36 protein-coding genes are annotated in these 24,107 nt (G+C 65.3%); 25 read left to right on the forward strand and 11 right to left on the reverse strand.

Annotation, left to right across the window (positions count from 1 at the left end; genetic code table 11):
* The first annotated feature begins 212 nt into the window (after nucleotides 1-212).
* The gene (locus NKH05_RS15500) at nucleotides 213-422 is read left to right on the forward strand and encodes an Arc family DNA-binding protein (protein ID WP_353025651.1); all 210 of its coding nucleotides are present in this window, start codon (nucleotides 213-215) and stop codon (nucleotides 420-422) included.
* Here the strand turns inward: NKH05_RS15500 and NKH05_RS15505 are convergent.
* The 11 genes from NKH05_RS15505 to NKH05_RS15555 all read right to left on the reverse strand — a co-directional run bounded on the left by NKH05_RS15505 (nucleotide 419) and on the right by NKH05_RS15555 (nucleotide 5,392).
* Complete coding sequence (locus NKH05_RS15505) at nucleotides 419-667, reverse strand: hypothetical protein (protein ID WP_353025652.1); 249 nt, start codon at nucleotides 665-667, stop codon at nucleotides 419-421. The two genes, NKH05_RS15500 and NKH05_RS15505, sit on opposite strands and share 4 nt — an antisense overlap.
* Before the next feature lie 36 nt (nucleotides 668-703).
* Nucleotides 704-1,027 (reverse strand): hypothetical protein, encoded by a 324-nt coding sequence (locus NKH05_RS15510; RefSeq protein WP_353025653.1) that lies wholly within the window; start codon nucleotides 1,025-1,027, stop codon nucleotides 704-706.
* A 30-nt stretch (nucleotides 1,028-1,057) separates the two neighbouring features.
* On the reverse strand, nucleotides 1,058-1,345 hold the full coding sequence (locus NKH05_RS15515; RefSeq protein WP_353025654.1) for a hypothetical protein: 288 nt from the start codon (nucleotides 1,343-1,345) through the stop codon (nucleotides 1,058-1,060).
* Complete coding sequence (locus NKH05_RS15520) at nucleotides 1,324-2,688, reverse strand: hypothetical protein (RefSeq protein WP_353025655.1); 1,365 nt, start codon at nucleotides 2,686-2,688, stop codon at nucleotides 1,324-1,326. The genes NKH05_RS15515 and NKH05_RS15520 overlap by 22 nt, the downstream gene beginning before the upstream one ends.
* Before the next feature lie 194 nt (nucleotides 2,689-2,882).
* Nucleotides 2,883-3,008 (reverse strand): hypothetical protein, encoded by a 126-nt coding sequence (locus NKH05_RS15525; RefSeq protein ID WP_353025656.1) that lies wholly within the window; start codon nucleotides 3,006-3,008, stop codon nucleotides 2,883-2,885.
* Nucleotides 3,005-3,382, reverse strand: a complete 378-nt coding sequence (locus NKH05_RS15530; RefSeq protein WP_353025658.1) for a hypothetical protein — start codon at nucleotides 3,380-3,382, stop codon at nucleotides 3,005-3,007. Before NKH05_RS15530 ends, NKH05_RS15525 begins: the two co-directional genes overlap by 4 nt.
* On the reverse strand, nucleotides 3,379-3,690 hold the full coding sequence (locus NKH05_RS15535) for a hypothetical protein (protein WP_353025659.1): 312 nt from the start codon (nucleotides 3,688-3,690) through the stop codon (nucleotides 3,379-3,381). The genes NKH05_RS15530 and NKH05_RS15535 overlap by 4 nt, the downstream gene beginning before the upstream one ends.
* Complete coding sequence (locus NKH05_RS15540; RefSeq protein ID WP_353025660.1) at nucleotides 3,687-3,977, reverse strand: hypothetical protein; 291 nt, start codon at nucleotides 3,975-3,977, stop codon at nucleotides 3,687-3,689. Before NKH05_RS15540 ends, NKH05_RS15535 begins: the two co-directional genes overlap by 4 nt.
* Nucleotides 3,974-4,315, reverse strand: a complete 342-nt coding sequence (locus tag NKH05_RS15545; RefSeq protein ID WP_353025662.1) for a hypothetical protein — start codon at nucleotides 4,313-4,315, stop codon at nucleotides 3,974-3,976. Before NKH05_RS15545 ends, NKH05_RS15540 begins: the two co-directional genes overlap by 4 nt.
* Entirely contained in the window at nucleotides 4,312-4,569 is a 258-nt protein-coding gene (locus NKH05_RS15550) for a hypothetical protein (RefSeq protein WP_353025664.1), read from the reverse strand. The genes NKH05_RS15545 and NKH05_RS15550 overlap by 4 nt, the downstream gene beginning before the upstream one ends.
* 169 nt (nucleotides 4,570-4,738) lie before the next feature.
* Entirely contained in the window at nucleotides 4,739-5,392 is a 654-nt protein-coding gene (locus NKH05_RS15555) for a transcriptional repressor LexA (protein WP_353025666.1), read from the reverse strand.
* A 70-nt stretch (nucleotides 5,393-5,462) separates the two neighbouring features.
* Between NKH05_RS15555 and NKH05_RS15560 the strand changes: the two genes are divergently transcribed.
* The 24 genes from NKH05_RS15560 (at nucleotide 5,463) to NKH05_RS15675 (ending at nucleotide 24,097) form a co-directional block, all read left to right on the forward strand.
* A complete protein-coding gene (locus NKH05_RS15560; RefSeq protein ID WP_353025667.1) occupies nucleotides 5,463-5,696 on the forward strand; it encodes a hypothetical protein in 234 nt (77 codons plus the stop codon).
* Nucleotides 5,693-5,887 carry a hypothetical protein gene (locus NKH05_RS15565; protein ID WP_353025669.1) on the forward strand — a complete coding sequence of 65 codons (195 nt, stop codon included), beginning with the start codon at nucleotides 5,693-5,695 and terminating at the stop codon, nucleotides 5,885-5,887. Before NKH05_RS15560 ends, NKH05_RS15565 begins: the two co-directional genes overlap by 4 nt.
* On the forward strand, nucleotides 5,884-6,129 hold the full coding sequence (locus NKH05_RS15570; protein WP_353025670.1) for a hypothetical protein: 246 nt from the start codon (nucleotides 5,884-5,886) through the stop codon (nucleotides 6,127-6,129). The genes NKH05_RS15565 and NKH05_RS15570 overlap by 4 nt, the downstream gene beginning before the upstream one ends.
* Before the next feature lie 53 nt (nucleotides 6,130-6,182).
* Nucleotides 6,183-6,470, forward strand: a complete 288-nt coding sequence (locus NKH05_RS15575; protein ID WP_353025672.1) for a hypothetical protein — start codon at nucleotides 6,183-6,185, stop codon at nucleotides 6,468-6,470.
* Complete coding sequence (locus NKH05_RS15580) at nucleotides 6,467-6,742, forward strand: hypothetical protein (protein ID WP_353025674.1); 276 nt, start codon at nucleotides 6,467-6,469, stop codon at nucleotides 6,740-6,742. The genes NKH05_RS15575 and NKH05_RS15580 overlap by 4 nt, the downstream gene beginning before the upstream one ends.
* Nucleotides 6,739-7,275 carry a hypothetical protein gene (locus NKH05_RS15585; protein ID WP_353025676.1) on the forward strand — a complete coding sequence of 179 codons (537 nt, stop codon included), beginning with the start codon at nucleotides 6,739-6,741 and terminating at the stop codon, nucleotides 7,273-7,275. Before NKH05_RS15580 ends, NKH05_RS15585 begins: the two co-directional genes overlap by 4 nt.
* Nucleotides 7,272-7,625 carry a hypothetical protein gene (locus NKH05_RS15590; RefSeq protein WP_353025678.1) on the forward strand — a complete coding sequence of 118 codons (354 nt, stop codon included), beginning with the start codon at nucleotides 7,272-7,274 and terminating at the stop codon, nucleotides 7,623-7,625. The genes NKH05_RS15585 and NKH05_RS15590 overlap by 4 nt, the downstream gene beginning before the upstream one ends.
* Before the next feature lie 142 nt (nucleotides 7,626-7,767).
* The gene (locus NKH05_RS15595; protein WP_353025680.1) at nucleotides 7,768-8,097 is read left to right on the forward strand and encodes a hypothetical protein; all 330 of its coding nucleotides are present in this window, start codon (nucleotides 7,768-7,770) and stop codon (nucleotides 8,095-8,097) included.
* A complete protein-coding gene (locus NKH05_RS15600; protein WP_353025682.1) occupies nucleotides 8,094-8,459 on the forward strand; it encodes a hypothetical protein in 366 nt (121 codons plus the stop codon). The genes NKH05_RS15595 and NKH05_RS15600 overlap by 4 nt, the downstream gene beginning before the upstream one ends.
* Entirely contained in the window at nucleotides 8,456-9,583 is a 1,128-nt protein-coding gene (locus NKH05_RS15605) for a DUF7146 domain-containing protein (protein ID WP_353025684.1), read from the forward strand. Before NKH05_RS15600 ends, NKH05_RS15605 begins: the two co-directional genes overlap by 4 nt.
* Nucleotides 9,580-10,323, forward strand: a complete 744-nt coding sequence (locus NKH05_RS15610; RefSeq protein ID WP_353025686.1) for a hypothetical protein — start codon at nucleotides 9,580-9,582, stop codon at nucleotides 10,321-10,323. Before NKH05_RS15605 ends, NKH05_RS15610 begins: the two co-directional genes overlap by 4 nt.
* A gap of 13 nt (nucleotides 10,324-10,336) precedes the next feature.
* Nucleotides 10,337-12,310, forward strand: coding sequence for a hypothetical protein (locus tag NKH05_RS15615; protein WP_353025687.1), 1,974 nt, complete (start codon nucleotides 10,337-10,339; stop codon nucleotides 12,308-12,310).
* Nucleotides 12,311-12,814: 504 nt separating this feature from the next.
* Nucleotides 12,815-13,414: a hypothetical protein gene (locus NKH05_RS15620; RefSeq protein WP_353025689.1), complete on the forward strand. Its 600-nt coding sequence runs from the start codon at nucleotides 12,815-12,817 to the stop codon at nucleotides 13,412-13,414.
* A 263-nt stretch (nucleotides 13,415-13,677) separates the two neighbouring features.
* On the forward strand, nucleotides 13,678-15,246 hold the full coding sequence (locus NKH05_RS15625) for a hypothetical protein (protein ID WP_353025691.1): 1,569 nt from the start codon (nucleotides 13,678-13,680) through the stop codon (nucleotides 15,244-15,246).
* A 1-nt stretch (nucleotide 15,247) separates the two neighbouring features.
* Nucleotides 15,248-15,421: a hypothetical protein gene (locus NKH05_RS15630; RefSeq protein WP_353025693.1), complete on the forward strand. Its 174-nt coding sequence runs from the start codon at nucleotides 15,248-15,250 to the stop codon at nucleotides 15,419-15,421.
* Nucleotides 15,421-15,825 carry a hypothetical protein gene (locus NKH05_RS15635; protein WP_353025695.1) on the forward strand — a complete coding sequence of 135 codons (405 nt, stop codon included), beginning with the start codon at nucleotides 15,421-15,423 and terminating at the stop codon, nucleotides 15,823-15,825. Before NKH05_RS15630 ends, NKH05_RS15635 begins: the two co-directional genes overlap by 1 nt.
* 69 nt (nucleotides 15,826-15,894) lie before the next feature.
* Complete coding sequence (locus NKH05_RS15640; RefSeq protein WP_353025697.1) at nucleotides 15,895-16,098, forward strand: hypothetical protein; 204 nt, start codon at nucleotides 15,895-15,897, stop codon at nucleotides 16,096-16,098.
* Nucleotides 16,098-17,729: a portal protein gene (locus tag NKH05_RS15645; protein ID WP_353025699.1), complete on the forward strand. Its 1,632-nt coding sequence runs from the start codon at nucleotides 16,098-16,100 to the stop codon at nucleotides 17,727-17,729. The genes NKH05_RS15640 and NKH05_RS15645 overlap by 1 nt, the downstream gene beginning before the upstream one ends.
* A gap of 28 nt (nucleotides 17,730-17,757) precedes the next feature.
* The gene (locus NKH05_RS15650) at nucleotides 17,758-18,201 is read left to right on the forward strand and encodes a hypothetical protein (RefSeq protein ID WP_353025701.1); all 444 of its coding nucleotides are present in this window, start codon (nucleotides 17,758-17,760) and stop codon (nucleotides 18,199-18,201) included.
* A complete protein-coding gene (locus NKH05_RS15655; protein ID WP_353025703.1) occupies nucleotides 18,198-19,070 on the forward strand; it encodes a hypothetical protein in 873 nt (290 codons plus the stop codon). The genes NKH05_RS15650 and NKH05_RS15655 overlap by 4 nt, the downstream gene beginning before the upstream one ends.
* A 231-nt stretch (nucleotides 19,071-19,301) precedes the next feature.
* Nucleotides 19,302-20,168 (forward strand): phage capsid protein, encoded by an 867-nt coding sequence (locus tag NKH05_RS15660; RefSeq protein ID WP_353025705.1) that lies wholly within the window; start codon nucleotides 19,302-19,304, stop codon nucleotides 20,166-20,168.
* 93 nt (nucleotides 20,169-20,261) lie between these two features.
* Nucleotides 20,262-20,921 (forward strand): hypothetical protein, encoded by a 660-nt coding sequence (locus NKH05_RS15665; RefSeq protein WP_353025707.1) that lies wholly within the window; start codon nucleotides 20,262-20,264, stop codon nucleotides 20,919-20,921.
* A 61-nt stretch (nucleotides 20,922-20,982) separates the two neighbouring features.
* On the forward strand, nucleotides 20,983-21,621 hold the full coding sequence (locus NKH05_RS15670) for a phage connector family protein (protein ID WP_353025709.1): 639 nt from the start codon (nucleotides 20,983-20,985) through the stop codon (nucleotides 21,619-21,621).
* A 1-nt stretch (nucleotide 21,622) separates the two neighbouring features.
* On the forward strand, nucleotides 21,623-24,097 hold the full coding sequence (locus NKH05_RS15675) for a phage tail protein (protein ID WP_353025710.1): 2,475 nt from the start codon (nucleotides 21,623-21,625) through the stop codon (nucleotides 24,095-24,097).
* Nucleotides 24,098-24,107 lie beyond the last annotated feature (10 nt).

Below are 24,107 nucleotides of genomic sequence, written 5' to 3' on the forward strand. Positions count from 1 at the left end.
GGGAAACCGCATAACCCGCCGCTGGTCTTGCTCGCCCCGCTTCACCCGGCGGGTTGCGTAAACACTTACCGACATCGCCCGGTTGATCAATCACGAGATGTTAACAAACCGTTGCACCATGTGAACAGCGGGGATAAGTCACCCACCGTGGGAGATTTGCCCCGCCGTGGAACGATTTCTTAGGCTTAAGCTTTCCGCCATAAGAACCGTGCATGGCACGTTCCGATCCCTCCTTTCATGTCCGCCTGCCGGCCGCGATGCAAAAGCGGCTGAAGATGGCGGCCGCTGAAAACGACCGCTCGATCAATGCCGAGATCCTAGCCCGACTTGAGCGCTCGCTCGAGCTCGACGCGGCCGATCTCGGCCAGGCGCTGGCGCTGCTCAAACAGGCCACGGTGCTCCTGGAGAAGGGCTCCGGCTAGATCGTGCGCCGGCCATAGACGATGAAGCGGTTGTGTCCGGGGTTGCCGCAGGCGGTGCAGCGCAGATAGCGGTCGACGAAGCGCAGCGCCTCGCCGTCGCCCCATCGCCTTTCGATGATCGCGCGGTTGACCGGGCCTTTGTGGGCGCAGGCCAGGCAGGCGCCGCCGAGAATGTAATCGGGCGGGATATCGCGAAAGCTGATGGCGTAATAGCTCTTGCCTGGCACGACATTGTATAGGACCATGTTCCTATAATGTTCCGCACCGGCAAAGCGTCAAGGCTAATCGGCGCCATCGCGCAGCGGCTTGCCCGACGTGTTGCGGGCCGGTGACGGCGTCCAGCCGGTGATCGCGGCGACGTCGACGGTCACCAGGCCCGGCAAACCCTTGACGGTGACCAGGCGGTCATCCTCGTCGACGCGGGTCACCTCGCCGACCAGGTCGATATGTTGGCCGGCCTTGGCCTTCTTCGGCGCTGGTATCGAATGCGGAAAGCCGTAGTAGGGAATGTCGACGCTGACGCGGCCGTCGTCGAGCAGCTTCACGATGGTGACGGTGATCGTCACCTCGTCGCCGATGGTGATGTCCGTAATATCCCAAGCCATCAACAAAGGATGGCGCGGCCGCCGCCGGCGTCAAGTGATGACGCGAGATTGGCCGTTCTTGCCCAAGATGACGATCTGGAAATGATCGGGCAGGCCGGTGACTTCGACCCTTATGCCCATGACCGAGAGCTTGCCGTTGACGCGGCCGTCTGAGATCCAGGTCTGCTGCCTTTGAAATTCGTCCCACACCGCAGTTCCGACAAGCGCCCAGGCGCTGACGCCATCGCTCCGTTCGGCTTTCTTTGCCGCATACATGCCCGAGATAAAGCGGAGCGCGGCCGATTTGACATCGGCGCTCACCGCGCGGTCCTCCGCCATTTTTCCATCTTGGCCATGCCGCTCCTGGCGAGATCCGGGTGCAAGCCGAAATAGTGCTTCAAGATGTCGTCGATCGATTTCAGGCTGTGGCCGGTGATCGATGCGATTTCCCATTTGTCATTCCGTGCCAGCGCCAGCCAGGTTACGGCCGTGTCGCGCAGGTCCTGGTCGTGGAAGTCGTTGAGGCTCGGCATCGGCTTGAGGCCGGCCGCCGCCAGCACGCCGGCGACATCGAGCTTGCCGAGCAGCTGCGCGGCCATGCGCGTCACCTTGCCGTTGACAGCCTCGAGCGTGCCGAAGGCGGCGGCATGGCGCAGCACGCGGAACGCCTTGCGGTAGCGGTGATCGTCCCACGGCCGGCGCAGCCGCTCGTCGATCAGCACATGCGGATAGTTCAACCGCCAGTCGGCCCGCCGCTTGGCCGCGGCGACGACGCGATCGCGCAGCATTTCGATCATCGGGATCAACAGCGGCTGGCCGCCCTTCTTGCGCTGATAGAAAAGGATCCCCTCGCTTGTGATCTTGCTGTCCTCGAGCGCCAGCCGGTCGGCCTGGCGCTGCGCCGTGTAGAGGCCAAGCACGATGCTGTCGCCCATGTCGGGAAAGCCGAGCGCATCGCAGACGGCAACAAAATGCACCATTTCGGCGATCGAGCCGACGCGGATCCGCGGCTCGAGCACCGGCAGCGTGTCCTCGAGGCCAGCGACCGGATTGTGCCGCACGATGTAGCCGCCGGCCTTGGAGCGGCCGAAGCCGTAGGCGGCCGAGATCATGGCGCGCAGCGCCCGCGCCTGCGCCAGGCCGTGCTTGACCTCGACCTTGTCCAGGATGCCGGTCAGCACTTTCGGCGTCACGTCGTCGGCCGGCTCATGCCAGGCGGCGCCGTCCTCGAGCTGCTCGAGCAGACGAGCCGAGCCGCGATAGCCGCGCACGGTGGCGGCGGCGAGCGGCTTGCGGCGCTTCTTGCCGTCGATGATCGGCACGCCCTGCATGCGCGGGTTCTTGGTCGTGAAGGCCTCGACCAACTGGCTAATGGTGACTACGCCGGCGAGGCGCGCGCGCTCGGCCGCGTCGACGGTTTTCTTTACGGTCGTCGCGCCGGCGGCGATCGCCGCGCGTTTTTCCCTAAGCTCGAGCTGGCGCGCCTGCGACCAGGTGATCGCTTCCTCGACCGTGAACCATGGCCCGGCCTTGCCATGCCGCAGATCCTCTCCCTGGTAGCCGAGTTGGCGATGCACCTTCGAGGCGAAGAAGCGCGGCCGGCCGTCGCGCCAGGTGACCAGCGGAATATTGATCTCGACCTTGCCCATGGTGTGGCCTTCGCGTCTGGAGCCGGCGAACATGGTGAAATCCTTCTCGGTTGTCAAAAATGGCTGTGGATCAGTGAGCCCGGCGGGTACGCGGGGGAGGTGTCCAATCCCGCCGGGCGATCCCCCTCAAAGGGATCTATCGAAGCCGGCGCCGCCCAAGGGCGATGCCGATATGGATGCCGCAGACCAGGCCGGCGGCGAACAGGTCGAGGCAGAGGATCAGCAGCTCACTCATCGCGGACCTCGAAGCCGGAGCGGCGCCGGCGCGGCGCGTGCAGCGCCTCGACCAGCAACACCAGGTGCACGGCCGCGACGGCGGCGATGGCGAGGCCGATCAGCAGGGTGTTGATCATGGCCCCTCCGTGGCGCAGCTCGAGCAAAGATCAGGCTCGGCCCACCAGCAGCCTTCCCGGCAGCCGTCTTCCTGGGTGCAGCCGCACTTTCGGCAGAACGGCCCTAGCCGCGAGGGCATTTTCGGCGTGCCATCGGCCGCGTTGAAGTCGGACATCGGCACCGCATCGACGACGGCCTGGCGAAGCTCGTTGATGAGCAGATGATCCGCGGCTTCGGCGGCGCGAAGCATTGGGTCGCCGCCATCATTGATATCGACAGCCTGCTCCTGAACCCACCATGCGCTGATCAGCTCGAGCGCAACCGCGCCGATCTCGGCCTGATGGTCGGGATGCAGGCCGGCCCAGATGACCGAACCATCAAAACGCTCGGTCATCGCGCCGCCTCCTTGATCAGGCGGCCCTTGGCGGCGTTTCGCCAGTTGCGCAGCAGACCGCCCGGGCCACCGGTGCAAGATGACTGAATGCCGGCAAGCCTGAGCGTATAGCCGTCGCCGCGGCCGGCGCTCCACGTCGCGCCGTGCTCGTTCTGGAGCGCGTTGAGTATTGCCCGCGCGGTCTTGTCTTGCGCCCGGCAGTTTTCGTAGAGATCAGCGAGCGTCGGCATCGTCGCCAGAACGGCCATGCCGGCGTCGACCACGTCGATCATGCGCTTGACGTGCGCGATATCCAGTTGCCGCTTCATGCCTGCCTCCGTTCGCGCCGCGCCATCATCACGGCACGCGTGGCCAGGCCCTTGCCGGTCAGCATCAGCTCGTCGCCGGCGCGGTTGTGGTCGATGCGCACCAGGCCCCTGGCGATCAGGCCGGCCGCCAGCTGGCGGGTGATGCGGTGCGGCAGGCGGCCGTAGTAGCCGCCGGCATTAGCGAACAGGCGATGATCGTGGATCATCGTCATCGCGGCGCGCTCGGCGGTGGTCAGCTTGCGCGGATCCATCATCGCCGCCGCGTCGGTCGCAAGGTCAGCGCTCATCGTGCCGCCTCGCAAAATTGCCGCGTGATCTTGGCGTGTTTCAGGAACTGCCCGTCGACGATCTTGCGGAAGTTCTGCAGTGCGACCTCATGGCCGCCGACGCTGATCACGTTGCCGACGACGCCGGCGGCGATCTGCACCTGCATGTTGAACAGCGCCGTCAAGAGCACGTCGATCTTGGTGCCCCTGGTGACTTCAGCCTCGACCCATTGCTGCAGGGCGCGCGGCCAGTCGGAAGCAAGCGCGCGGCCGCTGCAGCGCGTCACAGGATCGGATGCCGTCAGAACGTCGGCAAGGCCTTCGCTGGACCCGAGCGTGACAAATTCCGGGGTGCTCATGCGAACCTCCGCTCGAGCGGCGTCGGCGCCGGCTTGTCGTCATTGCCGGCGGCTGTGCCGCCATTGCTTTCCAGCCAGCGCATGATCGCCGGCCTCGACCAGCCGTTGAGGCCGGGCAGCTTTTTGGGAAAACCTTCGGCCTCGAGATTGGCGCGCTTGTCGTGGAAGGAGCGCCGGCAGCGGAAGTTGAGCACGCGGGCCACCTCTTCCGCGCTGATCACCTGCCGCTCCGGCGGCCGGGTTAAAGCGTTCATTGCAAATCACCTCGCAAATCAGTTGCGAGGCGAAGATGTCGCATTAAAGCGACTTACGCAATACTGCCGTTGCGCTTAAGCGAAAATTCCGTCGCTTTATTGTTTCACGTGAAACTGGCAACGCGAAACAGCGGGCATGCCCGCCTGCAAAATCCACTGCTTTTTTGGATCAGGTAGAGGAGCGGTCGCGCACCAGGCGCACGAATGTGCCCATGATCTTGACGCGCTCGTTGTCGACCAGCATCGGCCGCTGGTCGACCGCCGGGTTGCTCGACCTGGTGAGCAGATAAGGCGGCTGGTACACGCGCAGCACCGTCTCGGCGCCGGCGCGGGGCAGGTTGTAATGCTGCGCGACGACGATGTCGCCGGCGCGCGGCTCGAGCTTCATGTCGAAATCGAGCACGTCGCCCGGGCGGATATGCTCGAGGTTGAGCACGTCCGACATGACGCGGGCGCGGTAGTGATTGTCTTCCGGCCTGGCCGGCATGTCCGGCGCCGGCCCGACAAAAGCGACGAGGTCGGTGTCGGCAAAGCCGCGACCCGGAGATTGCGCGGCGCCACCCATGCCCGTCGGCATCGGTTCGCCGAAGGCACTCGAGATCTTGGCCAGGATCGTCGTCGACATGACGAAATCGCCGTCTTCTTCGAGCGCTCTATAGATGGTGCTCGGCGCGATGCTGGATTGCGTGGCAACCCGCCGCGCTGACGTGCCGTGCTTGGCGATGAGCCCGTTCAACCAGGCGCGAATGGTTTCGCGAAGGGTTAGCTGATCCTGCAAAGGCCGCACCATAAAGGCTGTCGAGACGACGGCACTCTGCAACATTGGGAGAACTCATACATCATGCACTAATGCGCTTGACACGCGACGCCAAATCACCCTAGCCCTCGCTATTATGGATTACAAGCGTCGCATTAATCGAATTATCGACCGGGCGAAGCTCATCAGTGAGCCGCTGCGCGACGTTTGCGCGGTTGCCGAAGTCAGCGTTTCCACCTTCTATCGCTGGCAGCAGGACGACGCCAACCCGCGGCTTCGTACGATGCTTCGGGCGCTGGACGCCATGGACGCGCATCTAACCGAGCGCGAAAAGAACCTAGTCGAGCAGCTGACGCGGGGTGCTGCATGAGCAACCAGGTGCTGCCGGTGGCGCGCGGCGACGGCTACTACCTGGTCGACAAGGGCTGCGTCACCTTTGTGCCGCTCGAGAAGCGCGGTCGAGTGATCCCATTTCCCGCAAAGCTGCGCTTCGTGTCGCGCCGCGCCGACCAGATCGACGCGCACCTTGATGAAATCGACGGCTACAGGGGCGACGAATGACCGCCTGGTTCCGCCGCGCCTGCGATCGCGCCACCAATCTCGGCCTGTCGATCGGCGAGCTGACGCGGCGCGTACATGGCCAGACCGAAGATAAGCAGATGGTCGAGCTGGCGATGGCGATGGAGGAAACGCTGCGCCTCGAGCTCGGCGGCAAGCCGAGCGACTATGAACCGACGCCGTACGAACTCGCCACGCGAGCGATGATCCTCTTCAACAAGAAAAATCCGGGCAGGTTCGCATGAGCTGGTCGCCTGAAATGCGAGAGAGCCGGCGCGTCAGGGGGGGGCAGCCCGACATGTTTGATCAGCCCATCCTCTCATACAAGCTCGTCTGCAACGGCCAGGATCCGCTGACCAACGCCTTCGTCACCACGCGCAAGCCGCACACCTGCACCATTTGCGAAGAGACGATCGGCGCCGGCGAAAGGGTGCGGCGCGAGACCAGGCGCAGCGCCGACGGCGAACAGATCGAAACCCGGCACGTCTGCCGGCATTGCTGCGAAGCCATCGCCAGGCACACCGTCGGCGATTGGGGACCGATCAGCGCCCGCTATGAGCTAGCCAAGAAGGCGCGGGCATCATGAGCACCTCGAGACGCTTCGCCACGGCCGACGTCTTCACCGGCCGGTACAAGGATCCAAAGACCTTCATCGCCGCCATTCTCGGCCGCCTGCAGGTCGCGGCGCTGCAGGATGGCTGGTCCGGCACGCAACTCTATGACGCCGACTGGATTGAGGAGCGCGGCCAGCCGCCGATGGCGGTGATCACGCTGCGCCCCGGCGAGGGCGCAGCCAGCGTGGCCGACGTGCGTCAGTACCTGATCGACAAAAAACGGGCGGAAAGGAAAGCGGCGTGAACGTCCAGCAGATCAGCTTTGCGGTGCCGGCGATCGTCTTCAACAATCTGGCGAAGCGAGCAGCGCCCCTCAACATCAGGCCGACCGAATATGCACGGCGGCTGTTCGAGGCGGCCTATGCGGCGCGTGTCGCCGGCGAGCGCGGTCAGCAAACCGAAGACGCCGCGCTCGACACGCAGGTGCGCCAAGTATTCCTGCTTGCCGACTGCGAACCGGAGTTCATCGCCGAGGCGCTGAAACTGCCGATCGAGCGGGTCAAACGCATGCTCGAGGGTTGGCGCCAGGTGGCGCGCGAGCTCGCTGCGCCGGTGGAGGCAACACCGGCGGTTGAACAGCCAGGGGCCGAGCTGGCGGAAATCAAGATCGAGGCGCGAACCGGCGCGATGGACGCCGCCGAGATCGCGGACATTCGCAATCTGTGGCGCGAGGGAAAATCCATCCCGGCTATAGCCGTAGCGCTCGGCCGCACGACACGGTCGGTCGACAACTGGATCCAGCGCCATCGCCACGTCTGCCCGGTGCGAAAGTCATGAGCGACAGGCTGCCGATCATCGACCAGCTGCACAATGCCGACGACGATCGCGGCCGCGCGGACGTCTTGCTGCGCTGTCCGGACGCGACATTGCTGAAATATGGCGAGGTCTTCCTGCGCGCCTGCCGGCAGTTTCCGGCCGGCGAGCTGTTCGTCCAGGAGCGCATCCTCGCCATGCGCGCGGTGCGGTCGGCCGCCGGCGGCCTGCCTGGCGCGCTGGCGCTCGAGCTCGAGACGTTGCGCGCCGAGCTGACCGCCTATGCCGCCGGCGCGCCGGTGGTGCGGGACAAGGGCGCGCCACTGTGGCCGCTCGACGCGCCGCAGCCGGCGCCGCCTTCGCTCGATATCTGAGGTTCGTTGCGTGTTGCATTGCGTTCATGGGCATCGCCGGCTGTCGCAGGCTGGCGGTGCCTTGCGGGACCGGCTTTCCCCAGCAAGGCGCCGGTCCCGCGCCCAACGAAAAGGCAAAAAAATGCGGGGGCGTCGCCGAACCATGGAATTGAACAGGAGCGTGGCCAGCGCCCGCGTCGCCTTTCTGCGCGTCGCGGCGATAGTGTCGTCGACCACCGGCGTGCCGGTCGCCGAGATCCTCGAGCGGCAGCGCTGCGGCCGGCCGAACCGGCGGCGCGACAGCCCGGTGAGCTTCGCCAGGCTGGCGGCGACCTATCTGACGGTGACCGCCTGCAACATCCGGCAGGCCTCGCTCGCCAGGATGCTCGGCCGCCACCGGCGCCGCATCCTGTTCGACGTGCGCTTCATCGAGGACGCGCGCGAGCGTTTCGACATCGACCAGCTGTTCGAACGCATGGAGGCAATGCTGTGAATTACGCCCCGCCGGTCAGTGCCCATGCCGTTCTACGCTATCTGACACGCATCGAGAAATTCGACCTGGCGCCGATCGTCAAGGCGTTCGGCCGCGACGCCAGCAACTGGACGCTGGCGATCGCCGCGGCGAAAGCGCTCGGCGTGCCGTTGATCGAGCTGCAGAAACGCATCTGCCCGGAGCACCTGGCGGGCGCGGTGCGCGGCGGCGCTGCGCGGATCCGGCGCGAGGGGCTGATCCTCTATTGCAAGGACGGCATCGTCGCGACAATTGGCGACGAGCTGCACGGCAAGGGCTGCAAGATGCTGTCGCGGCGCGAAATGAAAAAAGGCTGCCAGAGCATGGACCGGCGGCGCCGATGATCGATTTCGCCGAGATCCGCCAAAAGCTGATCGCCCACATTCTGCCGCTGTGCCGCGATCTGGTGCCGGGCGGGCGGGTCAACGGCAAATATTGGATCGGCAAGAACCCGACCAGGACCGACAAGCACGGCGGATCCTTCTGGGTGCTGCTTAGCGGTCCGGCCACAGGCGCCTGGCGCGACGAGGCCGGCGTGCGCGGCGTCGACGAGGGCGATGTCGTCGAGCTGGTCCGCTACTGCAGGAAACTGCCGGACCTGAAGGAAACACGGCAGGAATGCCTGAAATGGCTTGGCCTGTCGGACGTCGGCGGCCAGCGCATGAGCCCGGCGGCAATCGCCGAGCGCGACAAGCAGCGCCAGGCGCAGCGTGAAGCTGAGGAGAAGATCGAGGCCGAGGCCCGGGCAAGGAACGCCCAGGGCGCCTTCGGCATGTGGCTGAAAGCGGAGGAACTGTCGCCGGCGACTTATGCCGGCAGCCTGGTCGACCGCTATCTTCGCTCGCGGGCGATCGACCTCGTCGCCGGCATGGTGGCACAGCAGCGGCCGTTGCCTGGCGCCCTGCGCCTGTTCGCGAGCCACGACTATCGCACGCAGGACGGCGAGCTGATCGCGCTTCCCTGCATGATCGCGCTGATGACCGGGCCGGACGGCAAGGCGCGCGCCGTGCATCGCACCTGGTTGCGGCCGGACGGCGCCGGCAAGGCCGAGCTGCCGGAGCCGAAGCTCAACAAACCGCGAAAGATCTGGCCGGCCGGCTGGCAGGGAAGCGTCATCCGCATCGCCAAGGGCGCCGGCCAGCATTCGCCGGAAGAAGCGCAAAAACGCGGGATCTCGACGCCGCTGATCGTCACCGAAGGCATCGAGGACGCGCTGGCCTGCGCGCTGGCGATGCCCGACCGCCGCGTCTGGGCGGCCGGCACGCTCGGCAATATCGGCCATGTGCCGGTGCTGCCCTGCGTTTCGACCATCACCGTCTGCGCCGACAATGATTGGGGCAAAGGCCAGGCCGAGGCCGCGCTCGACACCGCGATCGCCGCGCTGCGCCGGCACGGCAAGCCCGTCTACGTGGCGCGCAGCCCGCGCGGCAAGGACATGAACGACCTCTTGAAAGGAGAGACGATATGAGACATTCGGCAATTCTGAAAGCGGCGCTTTGCGCCGGCATCGGCACGATCTGGCCAGGCGCCGCCGGCGCCGTCGAGCGACAGCTTTACGATTATGCGCGGGAACGAAAATTCCCCCCGCCCGAAACGCTGGCGCGCAAGGCTTCCGAGATCGCCGGCGGCGATTTTCCCTTCAAATCCCTGGCCGAGGCGCCCGAAAGCGCGCGCGTGTTCTTCACCGCCTTTCGGGCTGTCGCCGAGGCGCTCGAGCCGTTTCATGAGCCGGATCTGGAGATGTCAGACCAGCCGGAGGAAGCTGCCGCCGGCCACGGGCCTGACCATCCATATCCGGAGCCGGCCGAAAATACGTCGCCGTTGACGCCTTATGGCGAGGTGCTCAAACGCATCGACGATCTGAAGAAGGTCACCGACATCGCCGTCCAACCAGGCAATGCCGACGCCGATGAGTACATGCGCGGCATGGCCAATGGGTTGATCCTGGCTGTCGCGACGATGGACGGCACCGAGCCGGCATATATCGAGCCACCCGCCAAAAAGGAGGAAACGATGGACGACAAGAAAGAGCCCGTCGACGACGACGGCGCAGCGCCTGCCGCTGGCCTTCCAGCTGCAGGGCGCCACCGCGACCAGATCGACGAGGTCGAGAAGAAGCGGCGCGTTGCCCAGGCCGAGACGGACAAAGTGATCGCCGAGAGTGGCGGCAAGTTTTCCGAACCCGCGCCCAAGAAGAACCACAAGTAAAAACAGGGCATAAATGGCCGGTGACACTGACGGCGGCGCGTATGACGCATACGCGCCGCGCAGCCCCAAATCGTCGAAAAAAGCAGGCTTGGCCAAGCAGCAGCCGGACCTGCAGGCCGTTGCCGATCACCTCGAGGCGGACGACGCCGGCGAGACGTTCCAGCCGATCGGCGACACGGACGCGGTCGCCGCGGCCTTGAAGGACGCCGAGGGCGACGACGCGCTGCTGTTCATCGGCGCAGCGGATCCGCGACCAGGTCAAACGCTCGACGGCATGAAGCCCGGTGAATGGCAGCCCGACATATATGGCCTGCCGCCGGATTGCCCGGTGCTGCCGCTCGGCACCGAGGAAGGGCTGTTTTTCTTCCTCGACACAATCGGCCAGCTGCGGGTGCTGAAGGATGGCGAGCTCGGCCAGGCCGGCATCAACTCGCTGTTCATGGGCCGGCACTGGTATCTCTATTGGGCGTTCCCGAAGAAGAACGCCGAGGGCAGCGTCACCAGCTGGCGGCCGGAGAAGGCGCGCGAGGTGCTGATGGGCGCCTGCGCCCGCAAAGGGCCGTGGAGCCCGCTCAACGGCGTGCGCGGCCGCGGCATCTGGAAAGACCGCCAGGGCAAGCTGATCCTGCATTGCGGCGATCGCCTATTTTTTGCGCATGGCGAGGAACCGCTCGGCGAGATCGAGGGCCGCGTCTACCCCACCAGGCCGCCGATCGCGCGGCCGTGGCCGATGTCGCTGATGGGCAAGCGCGGGCCGGCGGCAAAGCTCATTCCGCACTTCCAGACTTGGAAATGGGTGCGGCCGCGCCTCGACCCGATCCTGCTCATCGGCGGCATTGGCGTGGGCTATCTTGGCGGCGCCTCGCCCTACCGGCCGGCGACCTACACGCTAGGCGACAAGGCGACCGGCAAATCGGCCCTGCATGACGATTTGAAAGCGCTGCAGGGCGAATGGCTGCTCCACACCTCCGACACGACGTCGGCCGGCCTTTACCAGCAGCTCAAATACGACTGCATTCCGGTGGCGATCGACGAGTTCGAGGCCAAGGCCGACAACCGCAAGCAAAAGGCCGTGGTCGAGCTGATGCGCCTGTCGTTTTCCGGCGCGCCGATGAACCGCGGCGGCGACAACCACAAGGGCACGCAATTCCAGGGGCGATCGTCGTTCCGCTTCTCGTCGATCAACATGCCGGCGATGGAACCGCAGGACCTTTCGCGCTTGGCGATCCTGCGGCTGCTGAAGCTGCCGAAAGGCGCGATCAAGCCGATGATACCGGAGGAAGAGCTGGCCGAGCTCGGCCGCAAGATCCTGCGCCGGCTGATGGACAACTGGCATCGCTGGAATGCGACCTATGAGGCCTGGCGCGAGTTCCTGGCCTCATGCGGCCATGACGGGCGCGGCCAGGACACGTTCGGCACGCTGATGGCGGTGGCCGACCTGGTGATCGACGTCGACGCCGTCGAGCTCGAGCTCGAGATCGGCCCGAACGCCGAGAATTTCGAGAGCTGGCGCGAATTGCTGACGGTCGAGAACCTGTCGGAGTTCCAGGACGCGGCCGAGAACTGGCAAAATTGCCTGACGCACCTGTTATCGAAGCGGATCGAGGCGTGGCGCGGTGGCGCCAGGCACACGGTCGGCGAGGTGCTGACCGAGTTCTGGGAGGCCGACGCGTCCGACAAGGACGTGATCACCTTCGTCCAGGCGCGCCGGATGCTCGAGCAGACCGGGCTGACGGTGCTGAAGCCGAAGGACCGCACCGAACACTACGAGCTGCTGATCCCCAACCAGCACACGCTGCTGCACGAGCTGTTCCGCGACAGCAAATGGCAGGGCGAGCTGACGGCCGGCACATGGAGCGGCGCATTGCGTCAGGCGCCGGAAGAGATCTGGCGCGACGGCAGCGCCCGGATCAACGGCATCAAGTTCAAGGGCGTGGCGATCGCGCTGAAGGACATCATCGTGAATGAGGCGGAGGCACGCTCTTGATCATTCCCCGCGATCCACGTCGACCAGGACCAATGCAGCACGGCCAAGCGTCAGCGCGGCCGCGCGACGGTCAGACTGGGCGTCGCATCACAAACAATCTTGCGGCCCGGCAGGGCCGCGCCGCTTCAACCTCATGCGCCGCAAGGGTTTGCGGACCCTCGAACCCGGTCGCCGGCTCGAAAACCGCAACACGTTCACCCCGGCCCCATTCTCTTCAGGGAAATTTACACGCGGCTCCGTACATGTACTGGAACCGTGGAACCGGGACTGGAACCGGCCGCAATTTGGTGCAAGTCACTGATATTGCAAGGGAATTGGCAAAGTGGAACGCTGGAACCGTGGAACGCATGGTCTCATACGCGCGCGCGGCTGCGCGCATTGTTCGGTTCCATGGTTCCATAGTTCCAGAGGGATATATTGATAGGGGATTTCAATCGCTTAGCCGGGCTTGGCAAGCGGTTCCGGTCAGGTTCCACGGTTCCATCAATATCAGAGGGGGTAAAAATGGCCGGCAAATCTGAGGGCGGGATCCGCGAGGCGCTGCAGCTCGACCAGGCGGCGAAAGACCTTTTAGAGGAGCGCGCGGGCGGCGCTGGAAACCCGGCCGACCCGGCCGCCGAGCAGCTCGGCCTGTTTTCCAGCCGCAGCGTCTTCGGCGAGATCAAGGATCCGCAGGGCGAGGTTCCTAAGCTCGGCGGGCCGGGGAGGCCGAGGGGTCCTAGTCGCGTCACGCGCGACCTGGTCAAGCTGATCGAGAGCACCGGCCGCCATCCAATCCTCGCCATGGCCGAGATCGTGGCGACGCCGATCGACGTCATCGCCAAGACGCTCGGCTGCAAGAAGATCGAGGCGGCCGAGTATCACCGCAAGGTCATGTCGGACCTGGCGCCTTACGTGGCGCAGCGCCTGCCGCTGGCTGTCCAGCTGCAGGGCGCCACCGCCGGCATGCTGGTGATCAACATGGGCGGGCCGGTCGGCGAGGGCGCGATCGGGCTCGACATGAAGCTGGTCGAGGGGATCCAGATCGACGCCGAAAAGCTCAATGGAATCAATGACGACAGCGGCGCGCCTCACGACAGCGCGCCTCACGAAGAGGCTAAGTAGATGATTTGTTTGGACAATCTGCCATCAGACCCGCTGATCGAAAATCAGCGGGGCAGGTGCGCCGACCAGGCGGTGCAACCCGTCCGGATGGGGGTGGTTGCATGGGTTGCGCAGTGCAACCGGGGGTATCCTCGAAACCGAGTTCCGGTCAACGCGCGGGTAAAGGCCGTGCGGTTTTGCCGCTCCAAAAGGATTTCGAGCCAATTGGCTGGAAATTGGAAATTGAGTGCTGGCCTTCCGGGGCGGGGGGAGGGCTGGCGCCCATGACGGTCGACGCGGAAGTCCTCGCCCTATACCGCCAGGCGCGGCTCGACCGGATGGAGGTGCGAGACTACTCGCCGCCCGGGCCGGTTGCCACCGCCTTCATGCGCGATCGTGTGAACAACGTGCGCTTTCTGCACGGCCCGATCGGCTCCGGCAAAACCAGCGTCAATTTCTTCGACAAGTTCACGCTGGCGTCGGAGATGCCGAAATGCACGCGCGGGCCTTACGCCGGCCACCGGCTGCACCGTCACCTCGAGATCCGCGACACCTATCAGAACCTTTGGGGCACGACGATCAAGAGCTGGTGGAGCTGGTACGGGCCGGACGTCGGCAACTGGACCGGCGGCGAGGGCCGCAAGGCGACGCATACGCTGGCCTTCGAAGCGCCCGACAAGAGCCTGATCTACTTCGAAGTCGTGTTCCAGGCGATCCAGGACCAGGACGTCGACGCGGCGCTGCGCGGCGTCGAGTTCACCACGGCCAACCAGGGCGAGGCCGACCAGCAAAGCCCGGACGTGCTGCCCTACCTGATCGGCCGCGCCCTGCAGATGCGCTGGCCGCCGAAGCGTTTCTTCGAGCCGGGGCAGGATTACTACACCGGCGTGACAGGCGACTTGAACCCGGCCGACCCCGAAAACTGGGTCTACAGTGTTTTCGAGGATGAACGACCGCAGGGCCACAAGCTCTACAAGCAACCGTCCGGCCGCGGGCCGAATGGCGAGAACCGGATCTCCATCAGCCGCGCCACCTACGAAAAGATGGCGCAGATGAACGCGCACCGGCCGGACTGGGTGCGGCGCATGGTCGACGGCATCAAGGGCCATTCGCGCGACGGCGAGCCGGTCTACAGCGAATACGACGACACGATCCACTGCGCCGAGGAAGACCTCGAGCCGCTGCCGAACATCCCGATCCGGCTGTGCTTCGACCAGGGCGTGCGCGGGCCGGCGATGCTGGTCTTCCAGTTCACGCCGCAAGGCCAGGTTCGCGTGCTCGACGAGTTCTGCCCGGGCCGCATCGGCCCGACCGGCTTCGGCCGCGGTTGCCGGCTGCTGCTGGAAACCAAATATCGCGACATCAAGATCGAGCGCGCAACCGGCGACCCGGCCGGGTTCTTCGGCGGCGACAGCGAAACCGGCGACAAGTCGATGTTTGAGATCGTCGCCCAGGTCATGGGCATTGCCATCTGGCCGGCGGAAAGCCAGGAGCTGCACGTGCGCCAGGACGGCGTGCGCCAGCTGCTGCGCTATCACATCGACGGCCGTCAGCCCGGCCTGGTCATTTCCCCGCGCTGCAAGGTGCTGCGCAAAGGCTTCAACTCTGGGTACCGCTACAAAAAACGCCGCGGCCAGGAGGCCGGGACTGACCCGATCCCCGAGAAGAACGAATATTCGAACCCGCATGATGCGCTGCAGTACGGCGTGCTCGACCTGGTCGGCGTCGAGGGCGTCAAGCGCGGCGAGCTGATGGGCGGCCGCGGCGACAAGCCATTCGCGGCTGACGACGAGGACGGCCAGCGCGGCGGCAGCGTCATGCCGAAAACCGATTTCGATGTGTGGAAAAGCTGAGATGACCACCAAGCTCAACCCTAAGCAATTTTCCGAAGCAATGCGGGCCTACATGGAAATGGCGACGAAACTGCCGGCGCCTGGTGTCGGTCTTGACGCTTGGGCGGCGTTGGCGGTGGAAGCCGCGATTATCTCGTATCTTGCAGCCGACCCCGCCGCACGGCGGCCGCACTAATGGAGTTCCGCGCCGCTTCCCTCGTCGACTATGCCGCGATGTTTCCGCAGCATGGCTTTCGCCTATGGAAGGCGGCGCGGGTCCAGATCCTCGCCGGCCCGGCCTGGACGCTGTGGCGCGGCGGCGAGCGCCAGGCGATCGGCGGTTTGTTCCCCTGGCATTCCGGCATGCTCGAGGCGTGGCTGATGCTGCGCGAGGACCGCCGGCCTGGCCTGGCGACGCTGCGCTTCCTGCTCGACCGCACCATGACGGTGATGCCGGAGCGCACCATCATCGCCCGCATCGACGATGCGAACCTCGCCGGCCGGCGCCTGGCGGTGCTGTCCGGTTTCTGGCCGACCGATGATTTTTTGGGCGGCACAACAATTCGCACCTGGAGCAGGCCGGGAGTGAAGGCGCCATGACGCTAAAACGCAACACGCCGCCCGCCCGCTTACTCTCGCCGGACTTTCAACCGACCCGGGATTTTCACCATGAAAGCGATCGGTTCACTGTTTGGCATCGGCAAGCCCGAAGGGCCGAGCGACGCCGAGAAGGCGTTGCAGGCCGACCGCATGCGGGACGCGAACCGCGCCGACGCGGAGAGCGACGCCCGCGTAGCGCTCGCCGGCCGCGCCACCTCGCTGCGCAAATCGCTCGCCTACCGCGACGACAGGAAAGGCACGCTGGGCGGCTGATGGCAGGACCGACTTCGCAGCAAGCTCCGGCGCCCGGCCAGGACAGTGCCGGGCTGAAGCGCGTCGCCAAGAACAGCGCGCGCGCCTACACCAAATGCGCTGACCACAAGGGCATCCTCAACGAGCTCTACGAGTACGTCATCCCGTACCGCGCGCCGGCCGGCACGCCGGCGGCTTCGACCAGCGGCCGCGTCGATCGCATCTTCGACGGCACCGCATCGAAAGCCGCCTTCCGTTTCGCCGGCCGTATGAGCCAGGACGTGACGCCGGCGTTCCAGCGCTTTTTCGAACTGAAGATCGGCCCCTATCTCGAGGTCGAAGGCGACGACAAGAAAGCGCTCGAGGAAGAGCTGGCGCTGATCTCGACCAAAGTCTCGGCGGTGCTCGAGGGCGCCGACTTCGCCGTTGCCGCCGGCGAGATGTATCTCGACCTGTTCGGCGGTACCGGCGCCATGCTGATGCCGGAAAGCGACCGCGACATCCTGCGCTTCGTCTCGGTGCCGATCGGCGAGCTCGCTCTGCGCGAGGACGGTTTCGGCAAGGTCAACGGCATCTACTGGCAGAAGGCCTATCCGGCCGAGGATATCCCGGATCTGTGGCCGGCCAGCAAGATGACGCTTTCTGCCGAGCTCAAGAAAATAATCGCCGAGGCGCCGGATACGCCGGTGCAGATCCTGCAGGCCAGCGAGTTCAATTCGAAATCCGGCCAGTGGGATTTCCATGCCTTCCGCCCCGACAAATGCGACGAGGGCGCGATCTACGAAACAACGGAAAACACCTGCCCCTGGCTGACGCCGCGTTTCTACAAGGTGCCGGGCGAGCCGATGGGCCGCGGCCCTGGCCTGATGGGCCTGCCGACCGCCAAGACCCTCAACAAGGTGACGGAGCTGACCATCAAGGCGGCCGCCTTCGCCATTCTCGGCCTGTGGATCTACAAAAACGACCGGGTGTTCAATCCGAAGACGGCCGTGATGAAGCCCGGCGCCATGTGGGCTGTCGGCTCGACCGGCGGCCAGATGGGCGCGTCGGTGCAGCGCCTCGACGTTCCCGGCCGCTTCGACATCTCCAACATCATCCTGCAGGACCTGCGCGAGAACGTTAAGCAGATCATGCTCGACGACACGCTGCCGCCCGACAGCGGTTCGGTGCGCTCGGCAACCGAGATCGTCGAGCGCATGAAGCGCCTGGCGGCCGACCTGTCCAGCGCCTATGCGCGCCTGGTGCTCGAGATCATCCGGCCACTGATCCAGCGCGTCATCGACGTGCTCTATCGCCGCAAGCTGATCAAGACGCAGCTGAAAATCGACCAGCTGCTGCTGAAGGTCGACGTCGTCTCGCCGATCGCCAAGATGCAACAGGCGCAGGACGTGTCGTCGATCGTCGAGTGGCTGCAGATCCAGCTTTCGCTCGGCGGCATGGAACTGACCATGCTGACGTCGAAGGTCGAGGACATCTTTGCCGATATCGGCCGCAAGCTCGGCGTGTCGGAAAAGTACATCCGCGGCGACAATGAGAAAAAGCAGATCATGCAGGTTGTCGCCGGCGTCATCGCCAAGGCGCAGATGGCGGGCAAGCCGCCGGAAGCCGCCGGCCAGGCGCCACCAGCGGGAGCATTGCAGCAGGCGGCGTAGACAGGACGCCGAAAAAGAGAGGCCGAACGTGACAGCAACGAACAATCCGCACGCCATCGAGCCGGACGCCGAGACGCGCGCCATCGACGAGCTCGACCCGGCGCCGTCGATCGACGGCATGATGGCCGAGATCGCCAAGATGATCGGCGGCGATACCGACGCCGGTTGGGGCGCCATCAACGACGCCGGCAAGGGCCTGCACAAACAGCGCGCCGAGCAGCAGCGGGCGATGAAGCGGGAAGCCAATCTCTTCCGCGACACGTTCTCGACGCCGGCCGGCCGCGAGTGCCTGCGGATCATGACCGAAATGACGATCGACGCCGCCGCCTATCCGAGCGAGGCGATGCTGCCGATCGAGGCGATCACCGCGCTGGTGATTGCGCATGACGCGCAAGTGAAATTCGTCAGGGCGATCTATCAGGCCATCGCCACGGCGAACAACCGAGAGGCCGAAACGAGGACAGTGACATGAGAAATATTCTCGACAGATACCGACCGCTTCGCGCGCCGGATGGTGACGGCGCCGGCGGCGCCGGCGACGGTGGAGACAAGGGCGGCGCAGGCGGCGGCGGAGCGGACAAGGGCGGCGCGGGCGGTGCGGGCGATATCAAGATCGGCGGCGCCGATGGCGCGCAGCTCAGCCTCTACAAGCCGGAAGGCATCGCCGATCATCTTCTCGGCCAGGACGACAAGGGCACGATCGACAAACTGATGGGCGCCTACAAGGGAGCCCGCGACGAGATCGCCAAGGGCAAGCCGACGCCCGTCAAGGCCGGCGACTACAAGTTCGAGTGGTCCGACAAGGTCAAGGGCTCGATCCCTGCCGACGACCCGGCGGTCAAGGCTTTCGCCGAAATCGCCGAGCAGGCCGGCTTTGGCCAGGACCAGATGGCCGCCATCCCGAAGTTCTTTGACCTGGCCGTTGACAAGGGCTGGATCGAAAAGCCGTTCGACAGCGCCGGCCTGCTGACCTCGTTGGCGCCGGCCGAGTTCAAGGGCACGCCGGAGGAAAAGCAGACCAGGGGCGGCGAGCGGCTGACCACGGCCGAGAACTGGATCAAGCAGCTCGACAGCAAGGTCATTGACGACAAGATGAAGGGCGAGCTGCGCCTGCTGACGACGTCGCTCGACGGCGTGCGCCTGGTCGAGCAGTTCATGAAATCCGGCATGAATTCGTCGTTCAACCCAGGCGGCGGCGGTGGCGGCCAGCAATCCGTCACCAAGGAAGCCCTCGACGCCCGCGTCGCGGATCCGCGCAACGACAGCACCAGGCACGACAAGTACAACGAGGACTTCGCCGCCGAGACCAGGCGGCTGTTCAAACAGATGTACCCCGACTGAATTGGCCTTCACGGCCACAGGGAAAGCCCGTCGCAGCGATGCGGCGGGCTTTCGGCTTTTCGGACCCTAAAACGCAACACGCTCAATCCGCGCTTAGCTTGGCCGTCCAACGGTGGATGGACCCGGCGTAGGCAGCGGCACCCGGCCTGATCTTCAGGAATAGGCCCGCAGACCCAACTGGCACTCGGCCCCGCGAGAAACCCTTTTTCGCAACTCAACGGGGAAAAACCCATGTCCCAGACGGCACCCAACCACTACGTCCAGCAGTGGAAGTCGACCGCCCTGCATCAGTACCAGGCCGGCGGCTTCGCGCTCCGCAACACCACCACGCCACCGGAAAAGATCACCGGCGAGAAAATGTGGTTCCCGATCTTCGGCACTGTCGAGGCCGAGGAAGACGTCCAGCGCGGCGACGAAGCCACGCCGGCGAACCCGAACGACACCACGGTCGGCGTCGACACCAAGAAAAGCCGCGCCTTCGAGGAAGTCTACGAAGACGATCTCGACCAGATGACGGTCAACCGCCAGCAGGCGGTGGCCAAGCGCTCGGCAATGGCGCTCGGCCGCGTCCATGACAAGACCATCATCCGCGCCCTGAAGCTGACCACCACCACGGCGGTCGGCGCCTACGCCAACCTCATGGACTTCAACACCATGATCAAGGCCAAGCAGGCCCTGATGGCGGCGGATGTCGAAGTCGCCGACGGCAACATCTTCTTTGCCGTCGACAGCGTGTCCTGGTCGCAGCTGATCGGCGACAAGCGCATCGCCAATGCCGACTATCAGGGGCCGGACCTGCCGATGACCAAGGGCGCGCTGGCCAAGACGGTGCACGGCATCCACCTTTTCGCGCTCTCCGACAGCATCCTGCGCACCGGCGATAGCGCTCTCCAGGCGACCTGCCTGATGTGGCACCGCGACAGCATCGGCTTCGGCTACGTCCGCGAGCTGACCGGTTCGGTCGACTGGGACAACCGCAAGGATTGCTGGACCCACAACATGCGCATGCGCATCGGCTCCAAGCTTCTCCTCCCGGCCGGCGCCGTGCCGGTACTGGCCAAGTACGACGCGTCGGCGATCTCGCTGCCGACCCCCTGATAACGGCCGCGCCCGGCTAACCCCGGGCGCGTTTTCCTTCAACCGTCGCGCCCGCGCAGATCGGGGCCGACCCCCACAAAGGGAGCACCACCAATGAGAGTTATCGGAAACGGCCGCATCCGCCGCACCGGAGCCGGCATCAGCTACGGCAGCGGCGCCACCATCAAGCAGCTGCAGGACTGGGAACTGGCGACCGACGACGACGCCGCAACCGTGGAAACCGCCGGCTATTTCAACGCCCTGGCGGCTCTGATGAAGATCGGCGAGAAGATCATCGCCCGGCTCGACCTCGACGGCACGCCGGCCTTCCGCGAGTACATCGTCTCGGCCAACACCGGCACCGTCGTCACCATCACGCGCGAAAACGTGACGGCCGGCGCCGGCCTGCAGACGCTGGCCTTCTTCGTCAACCTGGCTGACATCGCCGCCGCCGGCGACGTGCTGACCAACTATGTGCCTGGCTACGCCTTCAAGATCGAGAAGTTCGATTTCCGCGTCTCCAAGCCGGCCACCACCGCCGCCAAGCTGGCGTCCCTCAACATGGAGATCGGCACCGTCGATCTGACCGGCGGCGTCATCGCGCTGACCAGCGCCAACTGCACGCCAGCCGGTGCAGCCGTCGCCGGCACCGCGATCACCGCCGCCAATGTCGGCACCGCGCTGTCGTCCTTCTCGGTCGAGGCGTCGGCGGTCACTGCCTTCGTCGAAGGCTCTGGCTGGCTGATCGTCCAGATCCGCAACCTCGAAGGCTGATCGCTTCAATAACCGGGCCGTCGCACGGCGGCCCGGCTTCTCCCGCGTCATCAGGATCCGCATGGACCGCGTCACCATCATCAACCGGGCGCTTGCCCGCATCGGCTGCAACGCCATCCAGTCGGAAGCCGAGCCCGGCCCGGCCGGCGTCGAAGTACTGTCGACCTACGACGCGGTGCTCGAGGACCTCCTGTCGAAATATCCCTGGCATTTCACCAAGCGGTTCGAGGCGCTGTCGAAACTAACCGAGACCCCGCCGCTCGGCTGGACCGCGCAATACCTGCTGCCGCCCGGGCGCCTGGCGCTGCCGCGCGCCTACTATGACAGCGCCACCTCGACCAAGCCCCTGCTGCGCTTCCAGATCTCGGAAAACAAGGTGTTCACCAGCAGCACCGTGCTTTTCGCCGAGTTCCAGATCTCGCCGCCGCCGGCGCAGTGGCCCGGCTATTTCCGTGAGCTGATGACGCTTTGCCTCGGCGCCGAATATGCGCTCGAGATCCGCGAGGATCCCGGCCTGCGCAACAATCTGCGCCGCGACGCCTACGGCCCGCCGGAATACCAGGGCGAAGGCGGCCAGTTCAAGATAGCCGCCGACCTCGACGCGCAGGCGATGCCCTCGCAACAGCCCGCCGGCGGCCGCAATCCGCTGACCGACATGCGCTCCGGCTACGACGCCGAAGACGCCCGCTGCGGTTGGTGACATGCCGAGGATCACAACCGTCCAGGCCGCGTTCACCTACGGCGTGCTCGACCCGCATGTCATCGAGCGGCGCGATACCAAGTTCATTCCGGGCTCACTGTCGGACGGCCGCAACATCATCCTGTTGCCGCAGGGCGGCTTCACGCTGCGCGGCGGCACCACCGATTTCGGCCGGGCGCGGCGCAAGCTGACGGCGATCGCCATCGACACGACGATCCTGTCGCTGCCGAACGGCGGCACCGAAGCCGACCTGCTCGCCGGCACCGCCATCACCACGGGAGCCGCGGCGACGACGCGCTTCGTGCTGTTCCAATGCGATTTCGCTGCGCCCACCATAGTCCACATGATCGACATCAAGGGCCTGTCGATCGCCACCACCGCGGCCGACGATGCATTGATCGCCGAATATTGGGACGGCGCAGACTGGCTGGCCTTTGCGCCGGCGCAGAAGATCACGCTGTCCAGCCATTCCCGCCGCTTCGCCAGCGGCGCGCCCGGCCATGCCGGCATCTCGGCAACCAAGTTTCGCGTCTGCGCCGATGCCACCACGGCCGCCGGCACCGTCACCTTTTCTGGCATTGCGCTTTATATCGAGAGCGCCACCAGGTCGGACGGCATCGTTCGCCGCTACGCGCCCGAACAGGGCATGGCGCACCAATATATCGTCACCGAGGGCAATATTGATTTCTACGAGGCGGGCATCTGGCGGGCGTCGGCCCTTTGCCCGATCACCGAGGCGCTGCTGCGCCAGGTCAAGTTCGAGCCGAAATATGACAGCATCCTGGCTTTCGAGCAGACTTTGCAGCCGCAGCAGATATTCAGGCTGGGCAGCTCGACCGAATGGGCCTGCAACGCGATCGTTTGGGAGAACATGCCGCGCGTTGATTATGGCGGCGTCTATACCAACGGCGTCAACGAGGTCCAGGAGATCAGGCTTTACGATATCGACACCGCCGACCAGTTCGAGTTGATCTGCGAGGGCCAGTCGACGACGTCGATCCTCAGGGATGCCTTGGGCAGCGTCACCGCCGACGCCATCAAGGCGGCGCTCGAGGCGCTGCCCAATGTCGGCACAGGGTTGACGGTAAGCCCCGTCGACGGCAGCGACAGAACCTTTTCAGTCACCTTTACCGGCGACGACAACAAGGAACGCGACTGGCTGCCGATGGTCGGCAATCCGCTGTCCCAAAATACCGGCTTCGTGCGCGTTCGCACCACGACCCAGGGCAAGACCGCCGGCGAGGATATCATGTCGAGCGTCCGCGGCTGGCCGGCGGTCGGCCGTTACGCGCAGCAGCGCCTGATCATGGGCGGACTGAAGGGCCGGCCGAATGACGTTCTGGCCTCGGTAACCGGCGCGCCCTTCGATCTCAACACCGAGATCGACGTCGCCACCAGGGCGTTTTCCTACGAGATCGACAGCTCGGAAAACAATTCGATCCGCGACATCTTCGTCGGCCGCACCTTGATGTTCTACGGCGACCAGCAGCTTTCGTTCCTGAAGAACGCCATCCTGTCAGCCGACGAGGCACCGCAGTTCGGTTCGAGCGATGCGCCAGGCATCAAGGCGACGACGTCACCGGTGAGCTCGGACAGCGCCATCTTCCACGTCCAGGAGGGAGGCACGACGCTGCGCATGGCCAGCTATACCGAGCTCGAGCAGAATTTCGTCGCCGACAATGCCAGCGTGCTCTCGGCCTTCCTGATCAAGGACCCGACCGAATTGTTCCGCCGGCGCGCGCTCGGCTCGGTCGACACCGACCTGATGATGCTGGTCAACGCCGACGGTTCGATGACGGCACTGACCCTGATGCGCACCCAGGAAGTGTCTGGCTATGCGCCCTGGACGACGGACGGGCTGTTCCGCTCGGGCTGCACCGATCACGATAATACCGTCTGGTTCCTGGTCGAGCGCCAGGTGGACGGCGCCACCGAGCTGCGCTTCGAGAAGATGGAACCCGACCAGCTGCTCGACGAGGCGATCGAGATCGTCCAGGCCGCTTCGGCCGTGGTCTCCGGGCTGTCGCGCTTTAACACCCGCAGCGTCTACGCCGTCGCCAATGACAGCGTTTTTGGTCCGTTCGTGGTCGCCGGCGGATCGATCACCCTGCCGGAGGTGGCGACGGCGGTGCGCGTCGGCACCTGGATCGCGCCGCTCGCCACCGACCCGGACGTGTCGCTGACCGAAGAGACGAAGATCCGCATGGCCAGGCTGAAGCGCGTCAACCGCGCCGAAATGTCGGTGATCGAGACGACGTCGCTGGCGATCAGCGCCAATGACGGGCCGGTGATTGACGTGCCACTGCGCAGCAACGACGACACGTTTTTCGACGAGGGACCGCTGTCGCGGCCGTTCACCGGCAAGGCCGAGGCCGAGGGCATGCACGGCTTCACCGATCACGGCAGGCTGACGCTGACCCAGACCTATCCGGGTTTCATGACGGTGCGGTCGGTGACCAAGAGCGTCGTGGCATGATGATGAGGGC

It is taken from the genome of Mesorhizobium sp. M1399, from assembly GCF_040317735.1.
Taxonomy (GTDB): Bacteria; Pseudomonadota; Alphaproteobacteria; order Rhizobiales; family Rhizobiaceae; genus Mesorhizobium.

What these genes read in the sequence shown, in the direction of transcription:
- NKH05_RS15555 (WP_353025666.1), bottom strand. Translation starts at nt 5,392, where the DNA reads ATGTTGCAGAGTGCCGTCGTCTCGACAGCCTTTATGGTGCGGCCTTTG.
- NKH05_RS15550 (WP_353025664.1), bottom strand. Translation starts at nt 4,569, where the DNA reads ATGAACGCTTTAACCCGGCCGCCGGAGCGGCAGGTGATCAGCGCGGAA.
- NKH05_RS15625 (WP_353025691.1), top strand. Translation starts at nt 13,678, where the DNA reads ATGACGGTCGACGCGGAAGTCCTCGCCCTATACCGCCAGGCGCGGCTC.
- NKH05_RS15660 (WP_353025705.1), top strand. Translation starts at nt 19,302, where the DNA reads ATGTCCCAGACGGCACCCAACCACTACGTCCAGCAGTGGAAGTCGACC.
- NKH05_RS15565 (WP_353025669.1), top strand. Translation starts at nt 5,693, where the DNA reads ATGAGCAACCAGGTGCTGCCGGTGGCGCGCGGCGACGGCTACTACCTG.
- NKH05_RS15545 (WP_353025662.1), bottom strand. Translation starts at nt 4,315, where the DNA reads ATGAGCACCCCGGAATTTGTCACGCTCGGGTCCAGCGAAGGCCTTGCC.
- NKH05_RS15540 (WP_353025660.1), bottom strand. Translation starts at nt 3,977, where the DNA reads ATGAGCGCTGACCTTGCGACCGACGCGGCGGCGATGATGGATCCGCGC.
- NKH05_RS15675 (WP_353025710.1), top strand. Translation starts at nt 21,623, where the DNA reads ATGCCGAGGATCACAACCGTCCAGGCCGCGTTCACCTACGGCGTGCTC.
- NKH05_RS15605 (WP_353025684.1), top strand. Translation starts at nt 8,456, where the DNA reads ATGATCGATTTCGCCGAGATCCGCCAAAAGCTGATCGCCCACATTCTG.
- NKH05_RS15510 (WP_353025653.1), bottom strand. Translation starts at nt 1,027, where the DNA reads ATGGCTTGGGATATTACGGACATCACCATCGGCGACGAGGTGACGATC.
- NKH05_RS15525 (WP_353025656.1), bottom strand. Translation starts at nt 3,008, where the DNA reads ATGATCAACACCCTGCTGATCGGCCTCGCCATCGCCGCCGTCGCGGCC.
- NKH05_RS15635 (WP_353025695.1), top strand. Translation starts at nt 15,421, where the DNA reads ATGGAGTTCCGCGCCGCTTCCCTCGTCGACTATGCCGCGATGTTTCCG.
- NKH05_RS15610 (WP_353025686.1), top strand. Translation starts at nt 9,580, where the DNA reads ATGAGACATTCGGCAATTCTGAAAGCGGCGCTTTGCGCCGGCATCGGC.
- NKH05_RS15505 (WP_353025652.1), bottom strand. Translation starts at nt 667, where the DNA reads ATGGTCCTATACAATGTCGTGCCAGGCAAGAGCTATTACGCCATCAGC.
- NKH05_RS15655 (WP_353025703.1), top strand. Translation starts at nt 18,198, where the DNA reads ATGAGAAATATTCTCGACAGATACCGACCGCTTCGCGCGCCGGATGGT.
- NKH05_RS15535 (WP_353025659.1), bottom strand. Translation starts at nt 3,690, where the DNA reads ATGAAGCGGCAACTGGATATCGCGCACGTCAAGCGCATGATCGACGTG.
- NKH05_RS15640 (WP_353025697.1), top strand. Translation starts at nt 15,895, where the DNA reads ATGAAAGCGATCGGTTCACTGTTTGGCATCGGCAAGCCCGAAGGGCCG.
- NKH05_RS15560 (WP_353025667.1), top strand. Translation starts at nt 5,463, where the DNA reads ATGGATTACAAGCGTCGCATTAATCGAATTATCGACCGGGCGAAGCTC.
- NKH05_RS15520 (WP_353025655.1), bottom strand. Translation starts at nt 2,688, where the DNA reads ATGTTCGCCGGCTCCAGACGCGAAGGCCACACCATGGGCAAGGTCGAG.
- NKH05_RS15645 (WP_353025699.1), top strand. Translation starts at nt 16,098, where the DNA reads ATGGCAGGACCGACTTCGCAGCAAGCTCCGGCGCCCGGCCAGGACAGT.
- NKH05_RS15575 (WP_353025672.1), top strand. Translation starts at nt 6,183, where the DNA reads ATGTTTGATCAGCCCATCCTCTCATACAAGCTCGTCTGCAACGGCCAG.
- NKH05_RS15580 (WP_353025674.1), top strand. Translation starts at nt 6,467, where the DNA reads ATGAGCACCTCGAGACGCTTCGCCACGGCCGACGTCTTCACCGGCCGG.
- NKH05_RS15595 (WP_353025680.1), top strand. Translation starts at nt 7,768, where the DNA reads ATGGAATTGAACAGGAGCGTGGCCAGCGCCCGCGTCGCCTTTCTGCGC.
- NKH05_RS15615 (WP_353025687.1), top strand. Translation starts at nt 10,337, where the DNA reads ATGGCCGGTGACACTGACGGCGGCGCGTATGACGCATACGCGCCGCGC.
- NKH05_RS15665 (WP_353025707.1), top strand. Translation starts at nt 20,262, where the DNA reads ATGAGAGTTATCGGAAACGGCCGCATCCGCCGCACCGGAGCCGGCATC.
- NKH05_RS15530 (WP_353025658.1), bottom strand. Translation starts at nt 3,382, where the DNA reads ATGACCGAGCGTTTTGATGGTTCGGTCATCTGGGCCGGCCTGCATCCC.
- NKH05_RS15570 (WP_353025670.1), top strand. Translation starts at nt 5,884, where the DNA reads ATGACCGCCTGGTTCCGCCGCGCCTGCGATCGCGCCACCAATCTCGGC.
- NKH05_RS15620 (WP_353025689.1), top strand. Translation starts at nt 12,815, where the DNA reads ATGGCCGGCAAATCTGAGGGCGGGATCCGCGAGGCGCTGCAGCTCGAC.
- NKH05_RS15590 (WP_353025678.1), top strand. Translation starts at nt 7,272, where the DNA reads ATGAGCGACAGGCTGCCGATCATCGACCAGCTGCACAATGCCGACGAC.
- NKH05_RS15670 (WP_353025709.1), top strand. Translation starts at nt 20,983, where the DNA reads ATGGACCGCGTCACCATCATCAACCGGGCGCTTGCCCGCATCGGCTGC.
- NKH05_RS15630 (WP_353025693.1), top strand. Translation starts at nt 15,248, where the DNA reads ATGACCACCAAGCTCAACCCTAAGCAATTTTCCGAAGCAATGCGGGCC.
- NKH05_RS15515 (WP_353025654.1), bottom strand. Translation starts at nt 1,345, where the DNA reads ATGGCGGAGGACCGCGCGGTGAGCGCCGATGTCAAATCGGCCGCGCTC.
- NKH05_RS15500 (WP_353025651.1), top strand. Translation starts at nt 213, where the DNA reads ATGGCACGTTCCGATCCCTCCTTTCATGTCCGCCTGCCGGCCGCGATG.